The sequence below is a fragment of the Pannus brasiliensis CCIBt3594 genome (genome assembly GCF_036688125.1).
GTDB classification, from domain to species: domain Bacteria; phylum Cyanobacteriota; class Cyanobacteriia; order Cyanobacteriales; family Microcystaceae; genus Pannus; species Pannus brasiliensis.
Window position 1 is genome coordinate 17,130 of sequence record NZ_JBAFSM010000039.1, and the last position, 17,129, is coordinate 34,258.

26 protein-coding genes and 1 pseudogene are annotated in these 17,129 nt (G+C 49.9%); 6 read left to right on the forward strand and 21 right to left on the reverse strand.

Annotated elements, in window-relative coordinates; all coding sequences use genetic code 11:
• Nucleotides 1-222: 222 nt before the first annotated feature.
• From V0288_RS17865 to V0288_RS17880, 5 genes are all read right to left on the reverse strand, one after another.
• Nucleotides 223-534, reverse strand: a complete 312-nt coding sequence (locus tag V0288_RS17865) for a nucleotidyltransferase family protein (RefSeq protein WP_332866506.1) — start codon at nt 532-534, stop codon at nt 223-225.
• A gap of 203 nt (nt 535-737) precedes the next feature.
• Nucleotides 738-854, reverse strand: a complete 117-nt coding sequence (locus tag V0288_RS25175; protein WP_422662012.1) for a type II toxin-antitoxin system HicA family toxin — start codon at nt 852-854, stop codon at nt 738-740.
• Nucleotides 855-1,064, reverse strand: a complete 210-nt coding sequence (locus V0288_RS17870; RefSeq protein ID WP_332866507.1) for a type II toxin-antitoxin system HicB family antitoxin — start codon at nt 1,062-1,064, stop codon at nt 855-857.
• Nucleotides 1,065-1,100: 36 nt separating this feature from the next.
• Nucleotides 1,101-1,469 (reverse strand): sulfite exporter TauE/SafE family protein, encoded by a 369-nt coding sequence (locus V0288_RS17875; protein ID WP_332866508.1) that lies wholly within the window; start codon nt 1,467-1,469, stop codon nt 1,101-1,103.
• Nucleotides 1,470-1,580: 111 nt separating this feature from the next.
• Nucleotides 1,581-1,715 (reverse strand): hypothetical protein, encoded by a 135-nt coding sequence (locus V0288_RS17880; protein ID WP_332866509.1) that lies wholly within the window; start codon nt 1,713-1,715, stop codon nt 1,581-1,583.
• Nucleotides 1,716-1,838: 123 nt separating this feature from the next.
• On the opposite strand from V0288_RS17880, the gene V0288_RS17885 reads away from it, so the two are divergent.
• The 4 genes from V0288_RS17885 (at nt 1,839) to V0288_RS17900 (ending at nt 5,824) form a co-directional block, all read left to right on the forward strand.
• Entirely contained in the window at nt 1,839-2,726 is an 888-nt protein-coding gene (locus V0288_RS17885) for an alpha/beta fold hydrolase (protein WP_332866510.1), read from the forward strand.
• A 169-nt stretch (nt 2,727-2,895) separates the two neighbouring features.
• Nucleotides 2,896-3,234 carry a rhodanese-like domain-containing protein gene (locus tag V0288_RS17890; protein WP_332866511.1) on the forward strand — a complete coding sequence of 113 codons (339 nt, stop codon included), beginning with the start codon at nt 2,896-2,898 and terminating at the stop codon, nt 3,232-3,234.
• Nucleotides 3,235-3,319: 85 nt separating this feature from the next.
• Nucleotides 3,320-4,396 (forward strand): heat-inducible transcriptional repressor HrcA, encoded by a 1,077-nt coding sequence (gene hrcA / locus V0288_RS17895; protein WP_332866512.1) that lies wholly within the window; start codon nt 3,320-3,322, stop codon nt 4,394-4,396.
• 330 nt (nt 4,397-4,726) lie between these two features.
• A complete protein-coding gene (locus V0288_RS17900) occupies nt 4,727-5,824 on the forward strand; it encodes a DUF2278 family protein (protein WP_332866513.1) in 1,098 nt (365 codons plus the stop codon).
• Nucleotides 5,825-5,883: 59 nt separating this feature from the next.
• Here the strand turns inward: V0288_RS17900 and V0288_RS17905 are convergent, their stop codons facing one another.
• The 8 genes from V0288_RS17905 to nifV all read right to left on the reverse strand — a co-directional run bounded on the left by V0288_RS17905 (nt 5,884) and on the right by nifV (nt 9,965).
• A complete protein-coding gene (locus V0288_RS17905; protein WP_332866514.1) occupies nt 5,884-6,252 on the reverse strand; it encodes a hypothetical protein in 369 nt (122 codons plus the stop codon).
• Complete coding sequence (locus tag V0288_RS17910) at nt 6,249-6,671, reverse strand: ArsC/Spx/MgsR family protein (protein ID WP_332866515.1); 423 nt, start codon at nt 6,669-6,671, stop codon at nt 6,249-6,251. Before V0288_RS17910 ends, V0288_RS17905 begins: the two co-directional genes overlap by 4 nt.
• On the reverse strand, nt 6,664-7,242 hold the full coding sequence (locus V0288_RS17915; protein ID WP_332866516.1) for a (2Fe-2S) ferredoxin domain-containing protein: 579 nt from the start codon (nt 7,240-7,242) through the stop codon (nt 6,664-6,666). The genes V0288_RS17910 and V0288_RS17915 overlap by 8 nt, the downstream gene beginning before the upstream one ends.
• Nucleotides 7,243-7,466: 224 nt before the next feature.
• On the reverse strand, nt 7,467-8,093 hold the full coding sequence (locus tag V0288_RS17920; protein ID WP_332866517.1) for a CBS domain-containing protein: 627 nt from the start codon (nt 8,091-8,093) through the stop codon (nt 7,467-7,469).
• A gap of 97 nt (nt 8,094-8,190) precedes the next feature.
• Nucleotides 8,191-8,394 carry a putative nitrogen fixation protein NifT gene (gene nifT, locus V0288_RS17925; protein WP_332866518.1) on the reverse strand — a complete coding sequence of 68 codons (204 nt, stop codon included), beginning with the start codon at nt 8,392-8,394 and terminating at the stop codon, nt 8,191-8,193.
• Nucleotides 8,391-8,576, reverse strand: coding sequence for a hypothetical protein (locus V0288_RS17930; RefSeq protein ID WP_332866519.1), 186 nt, complete (start codon nt 8,574-8,576; stop codon nt 8,391-8,393). The genes nifT and V0288_RS17930 overlap by 4 nt, the downstream gene beginning before the upstream one ends.
• Before the next feature lies 1 nt (nt 8,577).
• Nucleotides 8,578-8,844, reverse strand: a complete 267-nt coding sequence (locus tag V0288_RS17935) for a nitrogen fixation protein NifZ (RefSeq protein WP_332866520.1) — start codon at nt 8,842-8,844, stop codon at nt 8,578-8,580.
• Nucleotides 8,844-9,965 carry a homocitrate synthase gene (gene nifV, locus V0288_RS17940; protein WP_332866521.1) on the reverse strand — a complete coding sequence of 374 codons (1,122 nt, stop codon included), beginning with the start codon at nt 9,963-9,965 and terminating at the stop codon, nt 8,844-8,846. The genes V0288_RS17935 and nifV overlap by 1 nt, the downstream gene beginning before the upstream one ends.
• Between nifV and V0288_RS17945 the strand changes: the two genes are divergently transcribed.
• A complete protein-coding gene (locus V0288_RS17945) occupies nt 9,951-10,085 on the forward strand; it encodes a hypothetical protein (RefSeq protein WP_332866522.1) in 135 nt (44 codons plus the stop codon). The genes nifV and V0288_RS17945 overlap by 15 nt on opposite strands.
• Here V0288_RS17945 and V0288_RS17950 read toward each other — a convergent pair.
• The 7 genes and pseudogenes from V0288_RS17950 to V0288_RS17980 form a co-directional block, all read right to left on the reverse strand.
• On the reverse strand, nt 10,071-10,322 hold the full coding sequence (locus V0288_RS17950) for a DUF2949 domain-containing protein (RefSeq protein WP_332866523.1): 252 nt from the start codon (nt 10,320-10,322) through the stop codon (nt 10,071-10,073). The two genes, V0288_RS17945 and V0288_RS17950, sit on opposite strands and share 15 nt — an antisense overlap.
• A gap of 61 nt (nt 10,323-10,383) precedes the next feature.
• A complete protein-coding gene (locus V0288_RS17955; protein WP_332866524.1) occupies nt 10,384-10,626 on the reverse strand; it encodes an Asr1405/Asl0597 family protein in 243 nt (80 codons plus the stop codon).
• Nucleotides 10,619-11,338, reverse strand: coding sequence for a serine O-acetyltransferase (gene cysE, locus V0288_RS17960; protein ID WP_332866525.1), 720 nt, complete (start codon nt 11,336-11,338; stop codon nt 10,619-10,621). Before cysE ends, V0288_RS17955 begins: the two co-directional genes overlap by 8 nt.
• Before the next feature lie 741 nt (nt 11,339-12,079).
• Nucleotides 12,080-12,259, reverse strand: a complete 180-nt coding sequence (locus tag V0288_RS17965; RefSeq protein WP_332866526.1) for an NblA/ycf18 family protein — start codon at nt 12,257-12,259, stop codon at nt 12,080-12,082.
• Between the two features lie 125 nt (nt 12,260-12,384).
• Nucleotides 12,385-12,657 carry a GlsB/YeaQ/YmgE family stress response membrane protein gene (locus V0288_RS17970; protein ID WP_332866527.1) on the reverse strand — a complete coding sequence of 91 codons (273 nt, stop codon included), beginning with the start codon at nt 12,655-12,657 and terminating at the stop codon, nt 12,385-12,387.
• A 114-nt stretch (nt 12,658-12,771) separates the two neighbouring features.
• Nucleotides 12,772-14,070 (reverse strand): hypothetical protein, encoded by a 1,299-nt coding sequence (locus tag V0288_RS17975; RefSeq protein ID WP_332866528.1) that lies wholly within the window; start codon nt 14,068-14,070, stop codon nt 12,772-12,774.
• Between the two features lie 95 nt (nt 14,071-14,165).
• A pseudogene (locus V0288_RS17980) lies at nt 14,166-15,130 on the reverse strand (SDR family oxidoreductase).
• A 285-nt stretch (nt 15,131-15,415) separates the two neighbouring features.
• Here V0288_RS17980 and V0288_RS17985 point away from each other — a divergent pair.
• Nucleotides 15,416-15,664 carry a hypothetical protein gene (locus tag V0288_RS17985; RefSeq protein WP_332866529.1) on the forward strand — a complete coding sequence of 83 codons (249 nt, stop codon included), beginning with the start codon at nt 15,416-15,418 and terminating at the stop codon, nt 15,662-15,664.
• A gap of 233 nt (nt 15,665-15,897) precedes the next feature.
• Here the strand turns inward: V0288_RS17985 and V0288_RS17990 are convergent, their stop codons facing one another.
• Nucleotides 15,898-17,100 (reverse strand): glycosyltransferase family 4 protein, encoded by a 1,203-nt coding sequence (locus V0288_RS17990; RefSeq protein WP_332866530.1) that lies wholly within the window; start codon nt 17,098-17,100, stop codon nt 15,898-15,900.
• Between the last annotated feature and the right edge of the window lie 29 nt (nt 17,101-17,129).

A 17,129-nucleotide genomic window follows, 5' to 3' on the forward strand; every position in this document is an offset into this window, starting at 1 on the left:
TAAATGACTCGAAGAACTAAATTTTCATCGATTCTTTTTTGAGCGATCGTTTTATTCTCTTCAGTCGTTTCTATTCGATCGGGTGATCGTACCGTTGCGATTGCGAAATTCGCATCAATAACTAGGTTATGATTGGCTAAAACCTCCATTTTAAATCGAGCGTGATCGCTAAAACGAATTTCTTTCATTATTTAAAATAATTGCTTCTATAGTGAAAATTTTTTACCCTTTCCCAATATAACACACCTCGGCTGTTTCCAAAACCCGATCGCGGATACGATGATTTAGAGATTTTATGGTAACTAAATCGATAGTTCGACGCTCGAACAGTTCCGATAATTCTTCCTGAATCTGATGGAGTTTGAAAAAGCCGGGCGTAAAACCTGTTTCAAAATCGACGAGAATATCGATATCGCTATCACTGGTAAAATCGTCCCGCAATACCGAACCGAATAGGGAAAGCTTACGGATATGCCAGCGTTGACAGAGTTCGGAAATTTCATCGATCGGGATTTTGATATTTTTAACTTTCATGTTAGCTCTACTCCTAAAGACTCCACTTCTTGATTTATCCAGTCGGTAGCGGTCGCTTCATCGATTTCGATCGCTCTACTCCCGTTTTCCAATTATCTTAACAGATCGATTAGCTCATCCTTAGTGAGATCGGCATCTCGAAGAATTTTTAAAAGTAGTCCTTTCCCAAGGATTTGACGAGTGTGAACGGGAATAGTAACCACTCAATTATCTTCGTGTCTCATCCGAATATGGCTTCCTTTCTGCCTAACGATATGGAAACCGATTTTTTGTAGCGCGGTAATTAGTTCTTCTCCCGTTACACTCGGTAATTTCGCCACTTAGATCACCACCTTCTGAATCCCGATAAATTCGGTGATCGATTCTTCTTCAAGCTCTTCTAAACACATTTCGATGACCTCTCGAATATTGGTCATGAGTTCATCGATCGTTTTTCCCTGACTATAACAAGCTTTAAGTTGTGGCACTTCTCCGATGAACATACCGTCTTCATCCCGCTCGATCACGACATAAAATTCTTTGTTTTTCATATTTTCCCTCTAGAATAGTTGTTAATAAAAAAAAGATTATTCCGCACTCGATCGGGTAAAAATCATTTTTAACGCGATGATTAACAAAGCGATTCCAAAAACTTTTTCCAATAAAACATTCGATAAATTCGTCGCTAATTTCGCGCCGAGTAATCCTCCCAAGAAAAAACCGATACAGATCAGAATGGCGACTTTAACGTTAACGTAGCCCTGTTGGTAATAAGTCAGGGCGGCTAGAATGCCGATAGGCGGGACTAATAATCCGAGCGTGGTTCCTTGAGCCTCGTGTTGGGAAAACCCGAATAAAAAAACTAGGGAAGGAACGATGATCACTCCCCCGCCAATGCCGATTAATCCGCTTAAAAACCCGGCGAGCAATCCTAAAAAAATGTAAAGTAATAGCATAGAAAACGTTCGATTTTTTTAGAAGGTCATGTCGAATTGCCACTATTTTTTAGTGCCGTTATTTAATCAAACTAACCGAAACGAGCGGATCGGAGCGATCGAGTTGTGAGGTTATCCCGTCCGTCGCGGTCGCCGTATCGGTTTCGACTGCTGGAAACGCGCTCTCGCGTTCATCCCGTTTCCCTCCCGATTGTAGCGATTTCTAGAGGTCGCGTTGAATAGCGGACTACCCGATCGAAAATCCAACCCTTTCCCCTCGCGCTCGCTCTCTTCGCGAGAAAACGCGTTCTTTCCGCGAGTTTCCCGAAAATACCCGGAATCGCCGTCGTGGTCTATGATCCGGATAGGACGTTAATAAAACTTCATACGATGAGCGCACCCATTATCACCCCGGCAATTTTAGAAACACTCTCTTGGACGTGGCGAGGCTATAACATCCCCTATACGGTGATGGGAGAGGGACAACCCCTGTTACTCATCCACGGATTCGGGGCATCGATCGGGCATTGGCGGAAAAATATCCCCGTTTTGGCGGAAAAAGGCTATCGGGTGTACGCGCTCGATTTGTTGGGGTTCGGGGGTTCGGATAAGGTGAAACTCACCTACAGTATCGACCTCTGGCGGCAACAGATCGCCGATTTCTGGCGGGAAAAAATCGAGAGACCGACCGTATTCGTGGGCAATTCGATCGGCGGACTGATTACCCTGAATTTAATGGCGGAAAATCCCGAAATTACCGCGGGAGGGGTGATTATTAACTGCGCGGGTGGGTTAAATCACCGTCCCGAGGAGTTGAACCCGCTGTTCCGTTTCGTGATGGGAGCGTTTAACCGGTTGGTGACTTCGCCGATTACCGGGCCGTTTATTTTCGATCGCGTCCGGCAGAAATCGCGCATCCGGGAGACGTTAAAACAGGTTTACCGCGATCATACGGCGATTACCGAGGAATTGGTGGAAATGCTCTATCAACCTTCCTGTGACGAGGGTGCGCGGGAAGTTTTCGCCGCCGTGATCGCCGCGCCTCCCGGCCCGGGACCGCGGGAACTCTTGCAGAAGATCGATCGCCCCCTGCTGGTACTCTGGGGAGAGGATGACCCCTGGACACCGCTCGCGGGTTCGGTAATCTATCAGGAACGGGCGAAATCGGGAAATAATACGACTTTCCACTCGATTCCGAACGCGGGTCACTGCCCTCACGACGAAAATCCCGCCAAGGTGAACGAATTAATCTTTCAATGGTTAACGACCGCTCTGTAAGGTTGTTGCCGATAAAATGGGGGAATAGCGAGGGAAAGAATCTCGCGCCCCCGAAAAAAATCTTTCACTCGGTCGGGATGACAGGTGTAGAGTTATAAAATCGCCGCGCTTCCCTTTTTTCTTCGGTCTCTCGCTCTCGTTTTCTCCTAACTATCGTCTACCGAAAACTATGTCTATTCCCGAAATCAGCGTTCACGATCTCGCCATCCGTTTAGAAAACAAAGACGCGACGCTACAGTTAATCGACGTGCGCGAACCCGATGAAGTGGCGATCGCCCGCGTCGAGGGGTTCGAGGTGTTACCCTTAAGTCAGTACGAGGAATGGTCGCCGACGATCGCCACCCGCTTCGATCCCCACGCGGAAACCCTGGTGATGTGCCATCACGGGATGCGATCCTGGCAAATGTGCCAATGGCTACAAAGTCAGGGCTTTACCAATGTTAAAAATATCGCGGGCGGTATCGATGCCTATTCCACCTTCGTCGATCCGGACGTTCCCCGCTATTGAGTCTTTTTTCTCTATACAGTTCGCGGTCACGGGGGTTATACTGTCGGAAAAATTATCATTAATCTTTTTTTAAGATATTTTTACCATGCCAGTCCGACCGAATTTGAGCGATCGCTATCAAAATATTTTACGGGCCACGATCCAGCACTATATCGCGACCGCGGAACCCGTCGGCTCGAAAACGCTCCTGGAAGAATACAAGTTCAGGATTAGTTCGGCCACGATTCGGAACGCGCTCGGTAAGCTGGAAAAAGAAGGATTACTCTATCAACCCCACACTTCCTCCGGACGCGTTCCCTCGGACTGGGGATACCGTCTCTACGTCGATGAATTGCTCACCCCGAACGATCGGGTGGGTAAGAAAATCGAACAATTTCTCGATCGGGATATTCAAGCGCGTTCTTGGAGTTTCGAGGCGCTTCTGCAACGGGCCACCCATTTACTCGCCAGTTTAAGCGGTTATATCGCCATCGTCACCCTACCCCACACCCGCACCGATACCCTACGTCACCTGCAATTAGTCCGGGTGTCGGACAGACAGTTAATGTTGATTATCGTCACCGATAGTCTACAGACTCGATCGATCTTGTTGGAGACTCCGCCGACGACAGCGGGAGATAGCGAGGATTGGCAGGAGGAAGAGTTACAAATTCTCTCGAATTTCCTCAACGAGAACTTAAAAGGCTATTCTCTGGCCGATCTCGCCGCGCTCGACTGGAACGAGATCGATCGACAGTTCGCGCGCTACACCCGTTTTCTCAAACAATTAATCCGGGAAGTGAGTACCCGTCTGCAATCGTCCTACACTCCCTCACTCCTCGTTCACGGGGTTTCCGAGGTGATCCGTCAGCCAGAGTTTTCCCAACAGCCACAGGTACAGATGTTATTGCACTTGCTAGAGGACGAACAGGATCGTTTATTCCCCCTGATTTTCGAGTTTCCCGATTTAGATAAGAGCGACAAACGGGTGAAAATCTCGATCGGTTCGGAAAATCCGCTCGAATCGATGCGTCCCTGTACCCTGATCTCGGCCGTTTACAAACAGGGAGAGATTCCCGTCGGTAGCGTGGGAGTGATCGGGCCGACGCGGATGCTCTACGAGAATACGATTCCCCTCGTCGAATCTACCGCCGATTTTTTGACGGAAACGATCAGTAAGTAGACCTCCCGCAAACGCGAGAATCGAAAGTCAAATTCAACTAAAAACTTACGATTTCAAGAATAAAAGAGCGGAAAAGACACGCTCGATATTTTTACGATCTCTTGAATTCCGCTTTCTCTTCCTGACTCCTGTACGGGTGAGTTTCAAAATCCGCACCCACTGACTTCTATTCCGACGAGAGAATTTGGATCTTCGCGGGAGATCTAGTCAGGATAGGCCGCGTTTCCGATCGAGATCGTTAAGTAATTTAACGATCGAATCTGGATGGCGGTAGCGTTCCCTAAAATTGAAAGATAAAGAAGCGGATTGTTCCTAACCGAAACATTCTTCATGTCTATTTCGGGAGAAATTATCGTGGAAAATCTTACAGGAGCGATCGGGACCGAACAAACCCGTCAAGGATTAAGCGAGGGATACAGCGTTTTTAAAGGGAAAGCGTCGCGGGGAATTTCCGAAAGAGAGGATACAAAAAGCCCGCACTACACGATTATCGCCACGGACACCAAAGATCCGGGGCAACAGTATCGCGTGGTGGTCAACGTGAAATCGGTGGTGAATCCTCCCGATTTACGAGTTTTATTGGATACCGATTTTCAACACCCGATCGTCCGCCAATTTCTTAGCCTCGATTTCGGTTTTACCGCGATCGAGAAAGCGAACCGAAAGCCGGGGGGAATCGCCCTAGATTTTATCCGGGGTAATCTTTTCGATGTCCGACGGATGAAAGTTGTCCCCGCGGATAAAGATGGCAGTAATAACGATATCAATGACCTGATCGATTTTTGGGTACAACGGGCGATTCAAAGTCAAAAAGCCGATATTTACGCTTTCGGGGAACCGTTTAAACAGGGGTTCGGCATTCATAATATTCACATGAATCAGGGAAATTCGGGAAAGTTCGCCCGAGAGAACGGTGTTTATCAAGATGGTGCTTTGTTCTTTCACTTTCACGATCGGAATACCTGGATCGCGTTGTTTTGCGCGTTTCAATCCCAATCTTTCCATACCGACGATCGAACGGGAGACCCGCTCGATCGAAAGGGGAAAGTCGCTCGTAGTCCGGCCGATCTAATCCTTCCCGAAGACGAGAAACAACCGGAAGAAATTCGCATTATCGCCGCGTTAGTCAACCCGACCGGGGACGATCGGGGTAAAGAATTCGTGACTTTAATTAACACGACTTCTAAGCCGATCGATCTCCAGGGTTGGTCGCTGAAAGATCGGTTAAAAAGAGAGTTACTATTAGAGGGAATCCTTCAACCCGGAGCGACAGTAACCGTCCCGATTCCCGCCGGTCGCGATCGCGATTTTCAGTTAGATAACGAGGGGGGAATTCTCACCCTGTTAAACGATCGACAATTGAAAGTTCACGGGGTTTCGTACACGCGGGAGGAAGCCGCTATACCCGGCCGGACGGTGATTTTTTAGGTTCCCTCGCGTGCCGGGGAAAGGGCGATCGCTTTCCGGACTTTCTCGATCTCGATCGCTCACAGATCCTCGACCGGATTGAAAACCCCGCGGATAATGTCCATCTCATCGACGCGCAACTCTAGCGCGGTTCCCTCGGTCGCGGGGGGATAGATCCGGACGCGGGCGATCCCGAGATCTTCTAAAATTATGCCGATCGTGCCGATACTCTCCAAAATCGCCCAACAGATCTTGATATCCGGACACTCGATCGCCAGGATGGAAAATCCCGCGTTATGGGTGATATACCAGATCGATCGACCGAGTAAAGTTTCTAACCCTCGATCGAGACAGGCCGAGTGAAAATGATGGCTCAAAGCGATCTCTAGTTGTCGGGTTAACAGGCGATCGTTAAGGCTAAATTCCGCGGGGGGCGTATCGTCGTTCATGGTTTTGTCGGACAGGGGGCTGTTTCGTGACTCCGGGGACAGGTTTCGAGATCTTCGGAAGGTTTCGCCGTCAGGCCGATCCACTCGTCCACCGCGGGGGCATCGAATCCCACCCGACAGTCTCCCGCGACTTCCAATAAAGGACGACGGATTAAGAGGGGGTCTTTGAGCATTAAAGCTAACGCGGTGGATTCATCGACGGTTTTCGGGTTGATTTCTCCCGATTTCACCCGCGGGGCGCTGGGGTTGAACCACGCGGCGATCGGTAGGGAACCGAAGAAAGGCCGTAAGGTTTCCACCGTCCAGGGAGTGGTGAGAAGGTTGTGAACTTCTAAGTCGTGACCGGCGGCGGCGAGGAGGGTTTTCTGCTTGGTATTGTTAATACAGCCCGGTTTCTCGTAGAAAATAACTTTAGCCATGATTTTCGGACAGCGCGAGAAAATGGTCGCGGACGAGATGGTGAACTTTTTTCGGGTACACTCGCCCGTATTTCTGTTTACTGGGCATCATAATTAAATTGGGGGCTTGACCACAGCGTTTCTGACAGCCGGTGGTCTCGATTTTCACGCTGTCCCCGAGGCCGTAGCGATCGATCGCCTCTTCCAGGGCCCGATAGATTGCTTTTCCCCCGTGTTTGGCACAGCCGGATTTATGACAGAGGAGAATTTTTCCCGAAATGGAGTTGACTTTCGTACAGGTTTGTGTATGGGCGGCGGGACAATTTAGGGAACAACTGAGGCGATCGATCTGGTAGGCTTTGAACTTAATTTTTTTGCCGTCTTCCTTAACTTTTTGTAGGCCGAGAATTTGCACCCGATCGCCGGGGAGGAAATCGCGGGAGAGATGGCCGCGCGCTTCTTTCGCGATGATAATTTTTACCGTTCGATCGCCGACGAGAACCTGTAGCGATTTAATCTTATCCGTCGTTTTACCGACGAACCGAAGAAATTCTCCTTCGATTTGAAACGGGGTCGTAAGTTGTAATCCCATGATCGTCCGCCTAGAATTGAATTCGTGAGTTTGGAGGCAGGAGGCGGGAGGATAGGAGAGGGGAAAGATGAGGGAGTGAAAACATTCCTACAAGTCGCCCGTTGTCTCTTTATCTCTCCGATCTTCCGTTTTCTGTATTGGTTTTTAGGAAATGAAAAAATCGGGGAATCGGAGGTGGGATGGTTTTTTCCGATTCCCGATCGATTCGGGGGGGATGGTGAGGGTTACGCGTTAACTAACTGTTTATGACGCAGTGCTAACACCTCGGGGTACTCTTCGCAGAATCGCTCGAAAGCGGTTATCTCGATCGACTTGGCGTTATCTTGATAGGCCGCTTCCGCTTCCAGTTCGTCCACTAATTCCCACGCGTCGAGGCAGACTTTAGAGGTCGGCCCGGCCGAGGCGGCCAGAGCGCGCGCTTCTTCGATCGCCCGGTCTAATTCCCGCAGAAGCAGGGGAGCTTTGGGATTTTCGAGGAAATCAGCCTTGTAGAGAATATCGCTCTCGGAAACGATACCGAGCAGATCGCCTTTGATAACGGGAGCGATGCGGATGCCGGTGTTCGCGAAAAGACGGGCGATGTATTCCACACCCAGATCGGGATTGATGACGATACAGGGCTTGGTCATGATTTCATAGACGCGGATCTTAGCGGGGTCTTTGCCGTAGGCGACCACTTTCGTGATGATGTCCGTATGGGTAACGATTCCATAGGCATCGGCGGAATTGCGAGTTTCGACGATTAAGGCTCTCAGTTCTTTAAACTTCATCAATTTGACCGCTTCCGCTACCGTTGCCGAGCCGCGAATAGTAGCGACATCTTGGGTCATAATATCTGATGCTTTCAGCATACGAGAAAACTCCTTAAATACAGATAGAGAATGACAACCAGAAATAAGTCAGTGTGTGTTTGTATTGCCATTCTTTCTCTTAGATCCCCCCTCTCGCTCAGGCCAACTTCCGCGCTTCAAAAGTTTGCGGTAGTTGGATATGTTCGCCAAGGTCGGAAAATTTTAATTCCCAACCGTTGGCTAAGGTTAACACCGTCCCGTCCGGATTATCGACGCGGTTGACCACTTCTTCTTCGAGGTCTTTTTTCGGAACGTAGACGGATAAATGTCCTAGATTGTTTTTGCGTAACATAACTTTCATGGTGATTCTCTCCTGTTGGGAAATAGGGTGTAGGGTGTAGGGTGTAGGGTGTAGGGGGTGGGGTTTAGGGTTCGTGGAATCGGAATGAGAAAGTAATCCTTCAAATAATTAATTACCTCCTGCCTCCTGCCTCCTGCCTCCTGTCTCCTGTCTTTTGGTGGGTTACGCTTCGCGCGCCCCATCCTACTCGCAGGGTTCTAACTCTTTGGCTCGACAGCCGATCACGTAACCCGCGTCGATAAAATGAACCGCGTAAATGTAATACATTTGCAAGTAGGTTCCGATGCTGACCACGTAGCCGGTATCGCCTTTTTTGGCGAGCGTTACCCCGATATCGATGCCGGGGAACGTGCCATCGTTGCGAACCATTTTTTTGAGGCGAACTTTTTGTTCCATCTCGAAAATCGGCGCGTCATCGATCTCGATTTCATCGACTCTGGTTAATCCCATTAGACTTTCCTCCCCGCGGGTACTAGGTTAATTAATTCTTCGGTGGTTAAACCGCGTTTGACGCGGATCGATAGGCTTCTCACTTCATCGAGTACCGATCGAGCTTCCTCGTGACTTAGATGAATGCCGTTCTGTTCGAGGACATTTAAAACTAAATGCCGTCCCGAATGTTTGCCCACCACTAGCTTCCTTTCCCGTCCCACTTCTTCGGGGGAGAAAGGTTCGTAGGTGCGGGGATTTTTTAAGACCCCGTGGGCGTGGATTCCCGATTCGTGGACGAAAGTGTTCTCGCCGACGATCGCTTTCCACGGTGGCACGTCGTAACCGGAGGCGATCGCCACCAGTCCGGAGAGTTCCCGGAATCGACGCGTATCGATCGCTAATTCGTGATGGTAGAGCCGTTTGAGAATCATGACGATCTCTTCGAGCGCGGCATTTCCGGCGCGTTCCCCCAAGCCGTTTACGGTGGTGTTTACCGATGTGGCCCCCGCCTGGATACCCGCGAGCGCGTTGGCGGTAGCGAGGCCGAAATCGTTGTGGGTGTGCATCTCGATCGGGATGGGGATCGATCGAGCTAGATTCCCCACCATCCGCGCCGTTGTCCCCGGATCGAGGATGCCGACGGTATCGCAGAAGCGGAAACGTCCCGCGCCCCATTCCCGCGCCGCGAGGACAACATCGAGCAGGAAGGATTCATCGGCCCGCGAGGAGTCTTCCCCCCCCACCGCGACGAATAACCCCCGATCGACCGCGAAGGAAACGGCATCGCGCAGTCGATCGAACACCCGCCGACAGTCCCCCCCGAATTTGGCTGAAATCTGGATCTCGGAAACGGGGATCGAGATATGCACCCGCTTTAACCCGCAGGCGATCGAGGCCTCGATATCGGAGCGAACCGCCCGATTCCAACCGATTATGTCGGCTTTTAACCCTAACTGACAGATTTTCGAGATGGCGATCGCTTCGTCATTGCCCATCGCGGGAATGCCCACTTCTAACTCGGGGATGCCGATCTCGTCCATCAGAACCGCGAGGGCCACTTTTTCCTCGACGGAGAAGGCGACCCCGGCGGCCTGTTCCCCGTCCCGTAGTGTCGTGTCGTTGATGTGAATGGGATTCATGTTGTTTGCAGGAGATTAGAAGGAGGCAGGAGGCAGAAGGCAGGAGGCAGGAGGGGGGAAAATCAGGAAGGTTCTCCGAATCGCCTGGCTTATGTTCCGCGCTTCCTAAAAAGTGGTTAGATAATTGGAGAGAAAGCTATTTTTCGGGACGAAATTACTCAATTCTTTAGAATCCTGTCGATCGAGCCAATCCAGGATCGATTGCAACTGATTCAGGGAGATCAGTCCGTATTGCCAGAGCAACATCGGTAAGGGGTCACTAGAGCGTTGACGTTTGTGGAGGGCGAGGTTCAGATCGTCGCGACCGATCGCCAGTTCTTCTTGGAGAAATTGCAGGAGATTAGAATTGGTTTCCATGACGACACCTTTGCGGCGAGAGTGAAAGAGGGCAAAAGTGGAATTCGAGTTACACGGTCGATTAGAGGGCGTTCCAACAGCGATCGAGCCAGTCGAGCAGGTCCGGTTTCGGCGCTGTCCATTGATAGATCACACTGCGGAGTAGGATGGCGTGGAGGGAGTTAGCGATCTCGACTTGAAGGGAACCGTCCCCGGCGCAATAGCAGTTAATTCCTAACTCTTGCAGACGGTAGTACACCGACCAGCGATCGACTCTCGACAGGTTCGCCACCGGATGGACGAAACCGAGGGAGGGATCAGTCACGATCGAGCGCGCTCAACACTTTTACTAATTGGTTTTCCAGGTACTCGATCCGATCGGTCAGGGAACGCATCACCGTGGCTTCTATATCGGGGAGTTTGCCGTGTTCCAGGGGACAACCGCGACCGCTCCGGGAAATGATGCGCCCCGGCACACCGACCACGGTACAATCGCTCGGTACATCCCGCAGGACGATCGAGCCGGCCCCGACACGGACGTGATCGCCGACTTGAATATTGCCGAGAACTTTCGCTCCCGTTCCGACCACGACGTTACAGCCGAGCGTGGGATGTCTTTTCCCGATTTCCTTGCCCGTCCCGCCTAATGTCACGTTCTGATAGATAAGACAGTAATCCCCTAAAATCGCCGTCTCGCCGATCACCACCCCCATCCCGTGATCGATAAAAACCCCTTTACCGATCGTCGCCCCCGGATGGATCTCGATCCCGGTGAAAATACGACCGATATGGGAGAGAAAGCGGGGAAAAAAGGGCAGTTTTTGTTTGTGGAGCCAATGGGCGACGCGATGGAGGAGTAACGCGTGGAGGCCGGGGTAACAGACAAGGACTTCTAACCAGTTTCGGGCGGCCGGATCTCGCTCGAAGATGATGAGAAAGTCGGTTTTCAGGGTATCGAGCCAATTCGTCCGTTTATGCTCGGATTCTATTCGCCGGTGCCATTTCTGACTTTCCTCGAAGGTGATAGGCTGTAACATCGAATTCCGTGATCGAAAAGTGTGATTGTAATGCTTATACCAAGACCCTCCCCCGGCTTACCCCGCTCGGCGATCGGTCAGATTGATTAGATTTATAAAGATGCACTCGATCGATCCCGATCCCGTACCGGCAAGGTTTCCAGGCGTTAACGCGAAAATTTTCGGGTCGGGGGTCTACTATTTTTCAAGTGGGGGAAATGTATTTTCGGTCGTGGGACTCGGTATTCCTGCACTCAGGGCCGCGGGGTTCGGGAAAATATCCCTTCTAGGTTCGCGGGATTCGGACCGGGATCGGGCGGTAAACTCGCGTTCCCGTTCGCCTCTAAAGGCTGTAATCCTTGCTAGATAAAGATCGTGGACCGATCGGGGGACGCTTTACAAAACGATAAATTCGAGTAGCTCCATGTCGATTATTAATATGTTAATTTAGATACAGAATTGAATTCCGTGACAGCACTGGGGTAGCGACAAGCGCTCGCTCCAGTTTTTTTTATTTGTGGGAGGCGGGAGGCGGGAGGCAGAAGTAAAGGGAAAAGGGTAAAGGGATGAAAAGTAGCTTTTCCCCTTTTCCCCTTCCCCATTTCCCCCAAAATTTCCCCATCTCCCCACCTCGATCGTGTAGATCGACGGGATGCCGAATAAAAAGCCACCACTAGCCCCCCGATCGAGTCATCGATCTCGGTTTTCCGGGTGGAAATCTCGGGCTGTGGTGGCGTGTTTTTGTTCGATCGATCCATCGCGTTACACGAGCAAACCGTTTTTGATCATATTGCGGATGGCGTTATCTTTGAGCATTAACAATCGCGCGGTCTGCATTAACATATCGAACATCTGCTCGCGGTTCATCTGTCGCGCGGACTGCTCGATCAAACGCATTTGAAATTGTTGTTCTAAGGTTAATTCTAAGAAAGAGTTTTCCATGATAACCGTTCCTTTTTAAAATATTCTCGTTCATCAAGACTCTTCTTTTCTATGGCCTAGATACAAAGAGCCTGAATGAACGAATGAATAGAGTTTTTTTAAAGTAATCCGAAAGTTGATTCCGCCTAGGCACCGGTATTCCGGGCGATGAGACCCCACAGGAAAATCGCGATAATCGCGCCGATGACAGCGATAAATAAACCGGGAATACTTAAGCTAGTCGCCGTGAGTTGTAAGGTTCCTGTCGCGAAGAGACTGTAAAGAGTTCCCCCGATGAAAGCCCCGACGATCCCGAGTAAAATCGTGGCCAGAATCCCCCCTCCTTGAGAACCGGGATAGATCGCTTTGGCGATCGCCCCCGCTAGAAGTCCGAGGATAATCCAAGCGATAATATTCATTGACTTCTCACCTCCTTTATGCTTTCGTACCTCCCATTATGCGAGATCGGAGCATTTACCTACTTCTGCCATAGGTGATAATCGATACAATCTAAAGAAGGAATGGCGAAAAAATCACTTTTGAAAGCCTTTCGCGGTCTTTTTCGAGCTAATTTTCGTCTTGGGTTTACTCACTTCTAAATAAGCCGATCGAAAGAGATCGTGTAAATGCACGGGAACGCTGGCGATCTCCGGTAATCGCGGTTCGGACGGTTTCCCGTATTCTTGAAGTAACAATTTTAGGTCTGTATGTAGAGAAAAATCCGGTCGATCGAGCGTTCTTCGCAGGAGGGTTTCTAAAGCTTCGGGATAGCGGCGCGCTAACTTTTCCCAGACAAAATAAGTGATTTCCGGCGATCGCAGATAGAGATCGATTAATTTTTTACTTTCCTCGCTCTCTTGTCCCGCCAAATTTTCTAACAGCTTTTCCATCTGGTGATAGTTGGTCAAAAATACCTGTCCCCAACGGGGATCGGCTAGAACCGTTACCGTCTCCGCTTTTTTCAAGGGAGGCGGTAATTCGATTTTCGGTTGTACCATTTTGGTCGTTTTCGTCGCCCCGCTCGTTTTCAGGGATTCCTCGATCGACGCTTTTTCCTCCTCGTTTAATTCCGCGTTTTCCAATAACTCCCCGATCGATTTCGAGGGATCGATCCCCGCGCTCTCGAAATTTCTCTCGGCGATCTTCGTTTGAAAATCCGTCAATTTTTTATTCAACTCGTACCCCGATAGGGTGATCTCGTCCGCGCCGAAAAAGTCCACGAAATCGCGATGATACCGTTCCACCGACTCCCAAGAAAGTTCGAGAAGATCCGGCGCGTCCGCGTAGAGATAATCGGGATAATTCTCTTTAAAATTGCCGATGGCGACGGCGAGTTTCGCTTTTCCCAACGATCCCAGCGTTGTCGGCGCGCCGGAAAACATCCATTCCTCCCCCGTCACCGGCAAGATCATCGCCACGAGGATCTCGCCGATTTTATACCGCGCCATACTTTCGAGGGTGGTTCGATCGCTGACGGTCACGCGATACGGTTTGGCGGTTAACCAGTTCATCACCCGGAAACCGTCGTCCCGTTTCTCTTCGATGGCGAAAAGACCGATAAACCCGCGTCGCCAATTTTTAACCAATTCTCGATCGATCGGGGATTCCAGCGTGGGAAGGAAGAGATCGATCGGGCTTCTCCCGCCGATCCTACCCTCGATGAGAAAGCGATCGATGAGTAATCCCTTTTGGTTGAGATCGGTGGTTTTCACTCCCCGGAGTCGATCGGCGCTGAAGGTTTCCAGGGCGATCGCTAGTTCCCCTCCCGCGTCGAGGACGAAATCGGTCAGTTCTTCTTTTAATTCGCGGGCGCGTTGAAAAATATCGGACATATCGGGATCTATCAAAAAAAGGGTGAATCGAATATCGATGTAGGGAGAATTGTCTCGCCTCGATCGATATCTGTCATCACCCACCCGATAGGTATCTAGCTGTTGACCACTTCTCCGCCGTTGGGATGTAGGATCTGTCCCGAAAAATAGGAGGAATCATCGGAGGCGAGAAAAACGTAACTCGGCGCGATTTCTTCCGGCTGTCCCGGTCTGTGCATGGGGACTTGAGCGCCGAAACTCTCGACTTTTTCCTCGGGGAAAGTGGAGGGGATCAGGGGGGTCCAGATCGGGCCGGGAGCGACACCGTTGACGCGAATTCCCTTTTCGATCAACGATTTAGATAGAGAACGGGTAAACGCCACGATCGCCCCTTTGGTAGAGGAGTAATCCAATACGGACTACCTTTATAGGCGGTCACGGAAGTAGTATTAATAATCGCGCTTCCTTCTTTCAGATGGGGTAAGGCCGCTTTGGTGAGATAGAACATCGAAAAAATATTCGTTCGGAAAGTGCGTTCTAATTGTTCGGAACTGATATCCTCGATACTTTCTCGCGGGTGTTGTTCGGCGGCATTATTGACGAGAATATCGAGATGTCCGAACTCCTCGACGGTTTTCCGGACGGCTTCTTTACAGAACGCTTCCTCGCCGATATCTCCCTTGAGCGGTAAACAACGATGACCCAGTTTTTCCACCTCTTCTTTCGTTTTCCGCGCGTCTTCCTCTTCCTCTAGATAGACAATCGCCACGTCCGCGCCTTCTTTCGCGTAAAATACAGCGATCGCGCGACCGATGCCGCTATCTCCCCCCGTGATCAGGGCGACTTTATCTTTTAATTTATCACTGCCGCGATATTGGGAATCCCGAAATTCCGGGCGCGGTTCCATCTCGTGTTCGCGTCCCGGTCGATGCTCTTGATGCTGGGGTGGTTGTAGGGTTTGTTGACTCTCGCTCACGGTTAATTTACCTCCGATTTCACGCGATCTCACTACTGTTAACATGACACGAGAATCGCCAGCTATCATCATTAAAAAGTCAGATACAGCCTTTCTCAGATACATAAGGTACGTTCTCGCGGTTGGAATCTTTTAGCGGTAAGGGTTGGTATGTACTTCACCTTTACGAGAAAGGCTGTAGTCGGGTTAAATATTTGCCACGATCGAGGTAGAAAAATCATAGAAAATACAAAATATCTCTTTCTTCTGTTAGATGTTAATAAATCCCGATTCTGTCCCCCCTGACAGATGCCGTTGAGGTAGGAAATAACGCACAATATCTCTATTCGTCGGGAACACTCGATCGAGCCTTACCGAAAAGTATCGATTCTCTTTATTCGAGAGGTTATTATGAGCGGACAAATGTGCTGGCTGTCGCGGTTCGGTGGTGACGGAGAGAAAATTCTCCATCTCCGTCTAGCGTCCAACGAAGCTTGGAAACCCTATACCAGTATGCCCCGATACTCGGTTCCCGACTATAAAGATATGCCGACGGGATCGAAAGGTTGGGCGACCTATCAGAAGTTATTTAAAGCGGGTTGGACACTCGTTCCCAGTCCTCAATACAACTATTCTTACCCGTCCGATCGAGTCGCGTGATCGCTCTTTTCATATACTTTACGCGGTCAGCTTTACCCCTTATCGCTGACCTATTGTTTCGAGAATAGAAATCAAATTTTATAGCCGTATCCGTAGGTTGATTTGAACGAGGTGAAACCCGACAACCGAGGAGTATCGGGTTTCTACTAATTGATAAGAGATCGAGATTTTGGAGTAAATAATTACTGATTATTCACCCGTTTTTCGAGCTTGTAAATCGTCAAAAATAAGTTCTAGCCGTGCATCCATTGTATCCGTTCCAGTAATAATCGATCGAGCGAGTATTTTTCCAGGATCGTCACTCTAGCCGCCTGACGGATCGCTCTCGCTCGCTCTCGATTTTCTAGAACTTCATCCACCCGTTCCGCGATTTGTTCGGGGGAAAAGAAATCCACTAATAACCCGTTTTTCCCGTCTTCAATCACCTCTCTTACCGGGGCAGTATCCGAACCGATCACCACACCACCCACGGACATCACTTCCAACATCGACCAGGAGAGAACGAAAGGACGGGTTAAATAAATATGCGCCGAAGAAGATTGAATCACCTTCACGTATTCCCCGTAGGGTAACGGCCCGGTAAAATGCAAACGCGCTCGATCGAACGGGAATTTTTCTAACATTTCCTGTTTATAAGTTCTCCCGTCGGGTAAAGTTTTCCCGTAAGCCACGCGATCCTCGCCGACGATTACAATATGAGCGTTCGGACGACGTTGTTGTATTAAATAAGCCGCCTCCATAAATTGCGGAAAACCGCGATAGGGTTCCATCCCACGCCCTACATAGGTAATAATTTCGTCTACCGAAGAGAGATCCAAACCGATCCGCGGGAGAATTAACTTACTATTCTCGACGGGGCGAAAATAATTCGTATCTACCCCGTCGTGATTAATTTGAATTTTCGATCGAAACTCCGGCGGGAACTGTTCCCACTGCCATCGGGTAGGTGCTATCCCCCGATCGCAACTGTATAGATCTAACAGAATCGGCGTGTTTTTCACCCGAATTTTAGCGACAGAATCCTCGTCGATCGGATCGTCCGGATCGAAATCCGCGTCCGTTCCCCGCGCGTGATAGAACCACTCGAAATAACACAAATATTCCGTCTCCGGCAAAATATCTTTAATAAATAAACCCGGCCCCCACCCCGAATGCGCGAACACGATATCGGGAATAAAACCCTGTTCTTTTAGGGCTTTTACCATCCGATAAACCGCTTGTCCCTGCCATACCGCACTTTCTAAAGGACGAACGTAACGATGGGTTTTCGCGTCCGGATTTCCCGATTCTTTGTAGAGAACCTTGATGACGTTGGGAAGGCTATCTTCCTGACGACGGGTTCCGAAAACCACCTGATTGTTCGGATTGCTGGCGAGAACGGTCGCGAGATTGCGGAATTGCGCGGGAAAGTTGGGATGGAGAAAAAGATAGCGCATAAGAGCGATCGGGGAAGAATACTGTCATT

Excerpts from the sequence above, each read along its gene's own strand:
- V0288_RS17865 (WP_332866506.1), bottom strand. The coding sequence starts at position 534 with ATGAAAGTTAAAAATATCAAAATCCCGATCGATGAAATTTCCGAACTC.
- V0288_RS17870 (WP_332866507.1), bottom strand. The coding sequence starts at position 1,064 with ATGAAAAACAAAGAATTTTATGTCGTGATCGAGCGGGATGAAGACGGT.
- V0288_RS17875 (WP_332866508.1), bottom strand. The coding sequence starts at position 1,469 with ATGCTATTACTTTACATTTTTTTAGGATTGCTCGCCGGGTTTTTAAGC.
- V0288_RS17885 (WP_332866510.1), top strand. The coding sequence starts at position 1,839 with ATGAGCGCACCCATTATCACCCCGGCAATTTTAGAAACACTCTCTTGG.
- V0288_RS17890 (WP_332866511.1), top strand. The coding sequence starts at position 2,896 with ATGTCTATTCCCGAAATCAGCGTTCACGATCTCGCCATCCGTTTAGAA.
- hrcA (WP_332866512.1), top strand. The coding sequence starts at position 3,320 with ATGCCAGTCCGACCGAATTTGAGCGATCGCTATCAAAATATTTTACGG.
- V0288_RS17900 (WP_332866513.1), top strand. The coding sequence starts at position 4,727 with ATGTCTATTTCGGGAGAAATTATCGTGGAAAATCTTACAGGAGCGATC.
- V0288_RS17905 (WP_332866514.1), bottom strand. The coding sequence starts at position 6,252 with ATGAACGACGATACGCCCCCCGCGGAATTTAGCCTTAACGATCGCCTG.
- V0288_RS17910 (WP_332866515.1), bottom strand. The coding sequence starts at position 6,671 with ATGGCTAAAGTTATTTTCTACGAGAAACCGGGCTGTATTAACAATACC.
- V0288_RS17915 (WP_332866516.1), bottom strand. The coding sequence starts at position 7,242 with ATGGGATTACAACTTACGACCCCGTTTCAAATCGAAGGAGAATTTCTT.
- V0288_RS17920 (WP_332866517.1), bottom strand. The coding sequence starts at position 8,093 with ATGCTGAAAGCATCAGATATTATGACCCAAGATGTCGCTACTATTCGC.
- nifT (WP_332866518.1), bottom strand. The coding sequence starts at position 8,394 with ATGAAAGTTATGTTACGCAAAAACAATCTAGGACATTTATCCGTCTAC.
- V0288_RS17930 (WP_332866519.1), bottom strand. The coding sequence starts at position 8,576 with ATGGGGCGCGCGAAGCGTAACCCACCAAAAGACAGGAGACAGGAGGCA.
- V0288_RS17935 (WP_332866520.1), bottom strand. The coding sequence starts at position 8,844 with ATGGGATTAACCAGAGTCGATGAAATCGAGATCGATGACGCGCCGATT.
- nifV (WP_332866521.1), bottom strand. The coding sequence starts at position 9,965 with ATGAATCCCATTCACATCAACGACACGACACTACGGGACGGGGAACAG.
- V0288_RS17950 (WP_332866523.1), bottom strand. The coding sequence starts at position 10,322 with ATGGAAACCAATTCTAATCTCCTGCAATTTCTCCAAGAAGAACTGGCG.
- cysE (WP_332866525.1), bottom strand. The coding sequence starts at position 11,338 with ATGTTACAGCCTATCACCTTCGAGGAAAGTCAGAAATGGCACCGGCGA.
- V0288_RS17965 (WP_332866526.1), bottom strand. The coding sequence starts at position 12,259 with ATGGAAAACTCTTTCTTAGAATTAACCTTAGAACAACAATTTCAAATG.
- V0288_RS17970 (WP_332866527.1), bottom strand. The coding sequence starts at position 12,657 with ATGAATATTATCGCTTGGATTATCCTCGGACTTCTAGCGGGGGCGATC.
- V0288_RS17975 (WP_332866528.1), bottom strand. The coding sequence starts at position 14,070 with ATGTCCGATATTTTTCAACGCGCCCGCGAATTAAAAGAAGAACTGACC.
- V0288_RS17985 (WP_332866529.1), top strand. The coding sequence starts at position 15,416 with ATGAGCGGACAAATGTGCTGGCTGTCGCGGTTCGGTGGTGACGGAGAG.
- V0288_RS17990 (WP_332866530.1), bottom strand. The coding sequence starts at position 17,100 with ATGCGCTATCTTTTTCTCCATCCCAACTTTCCCGCGCAATTCCGCAAT.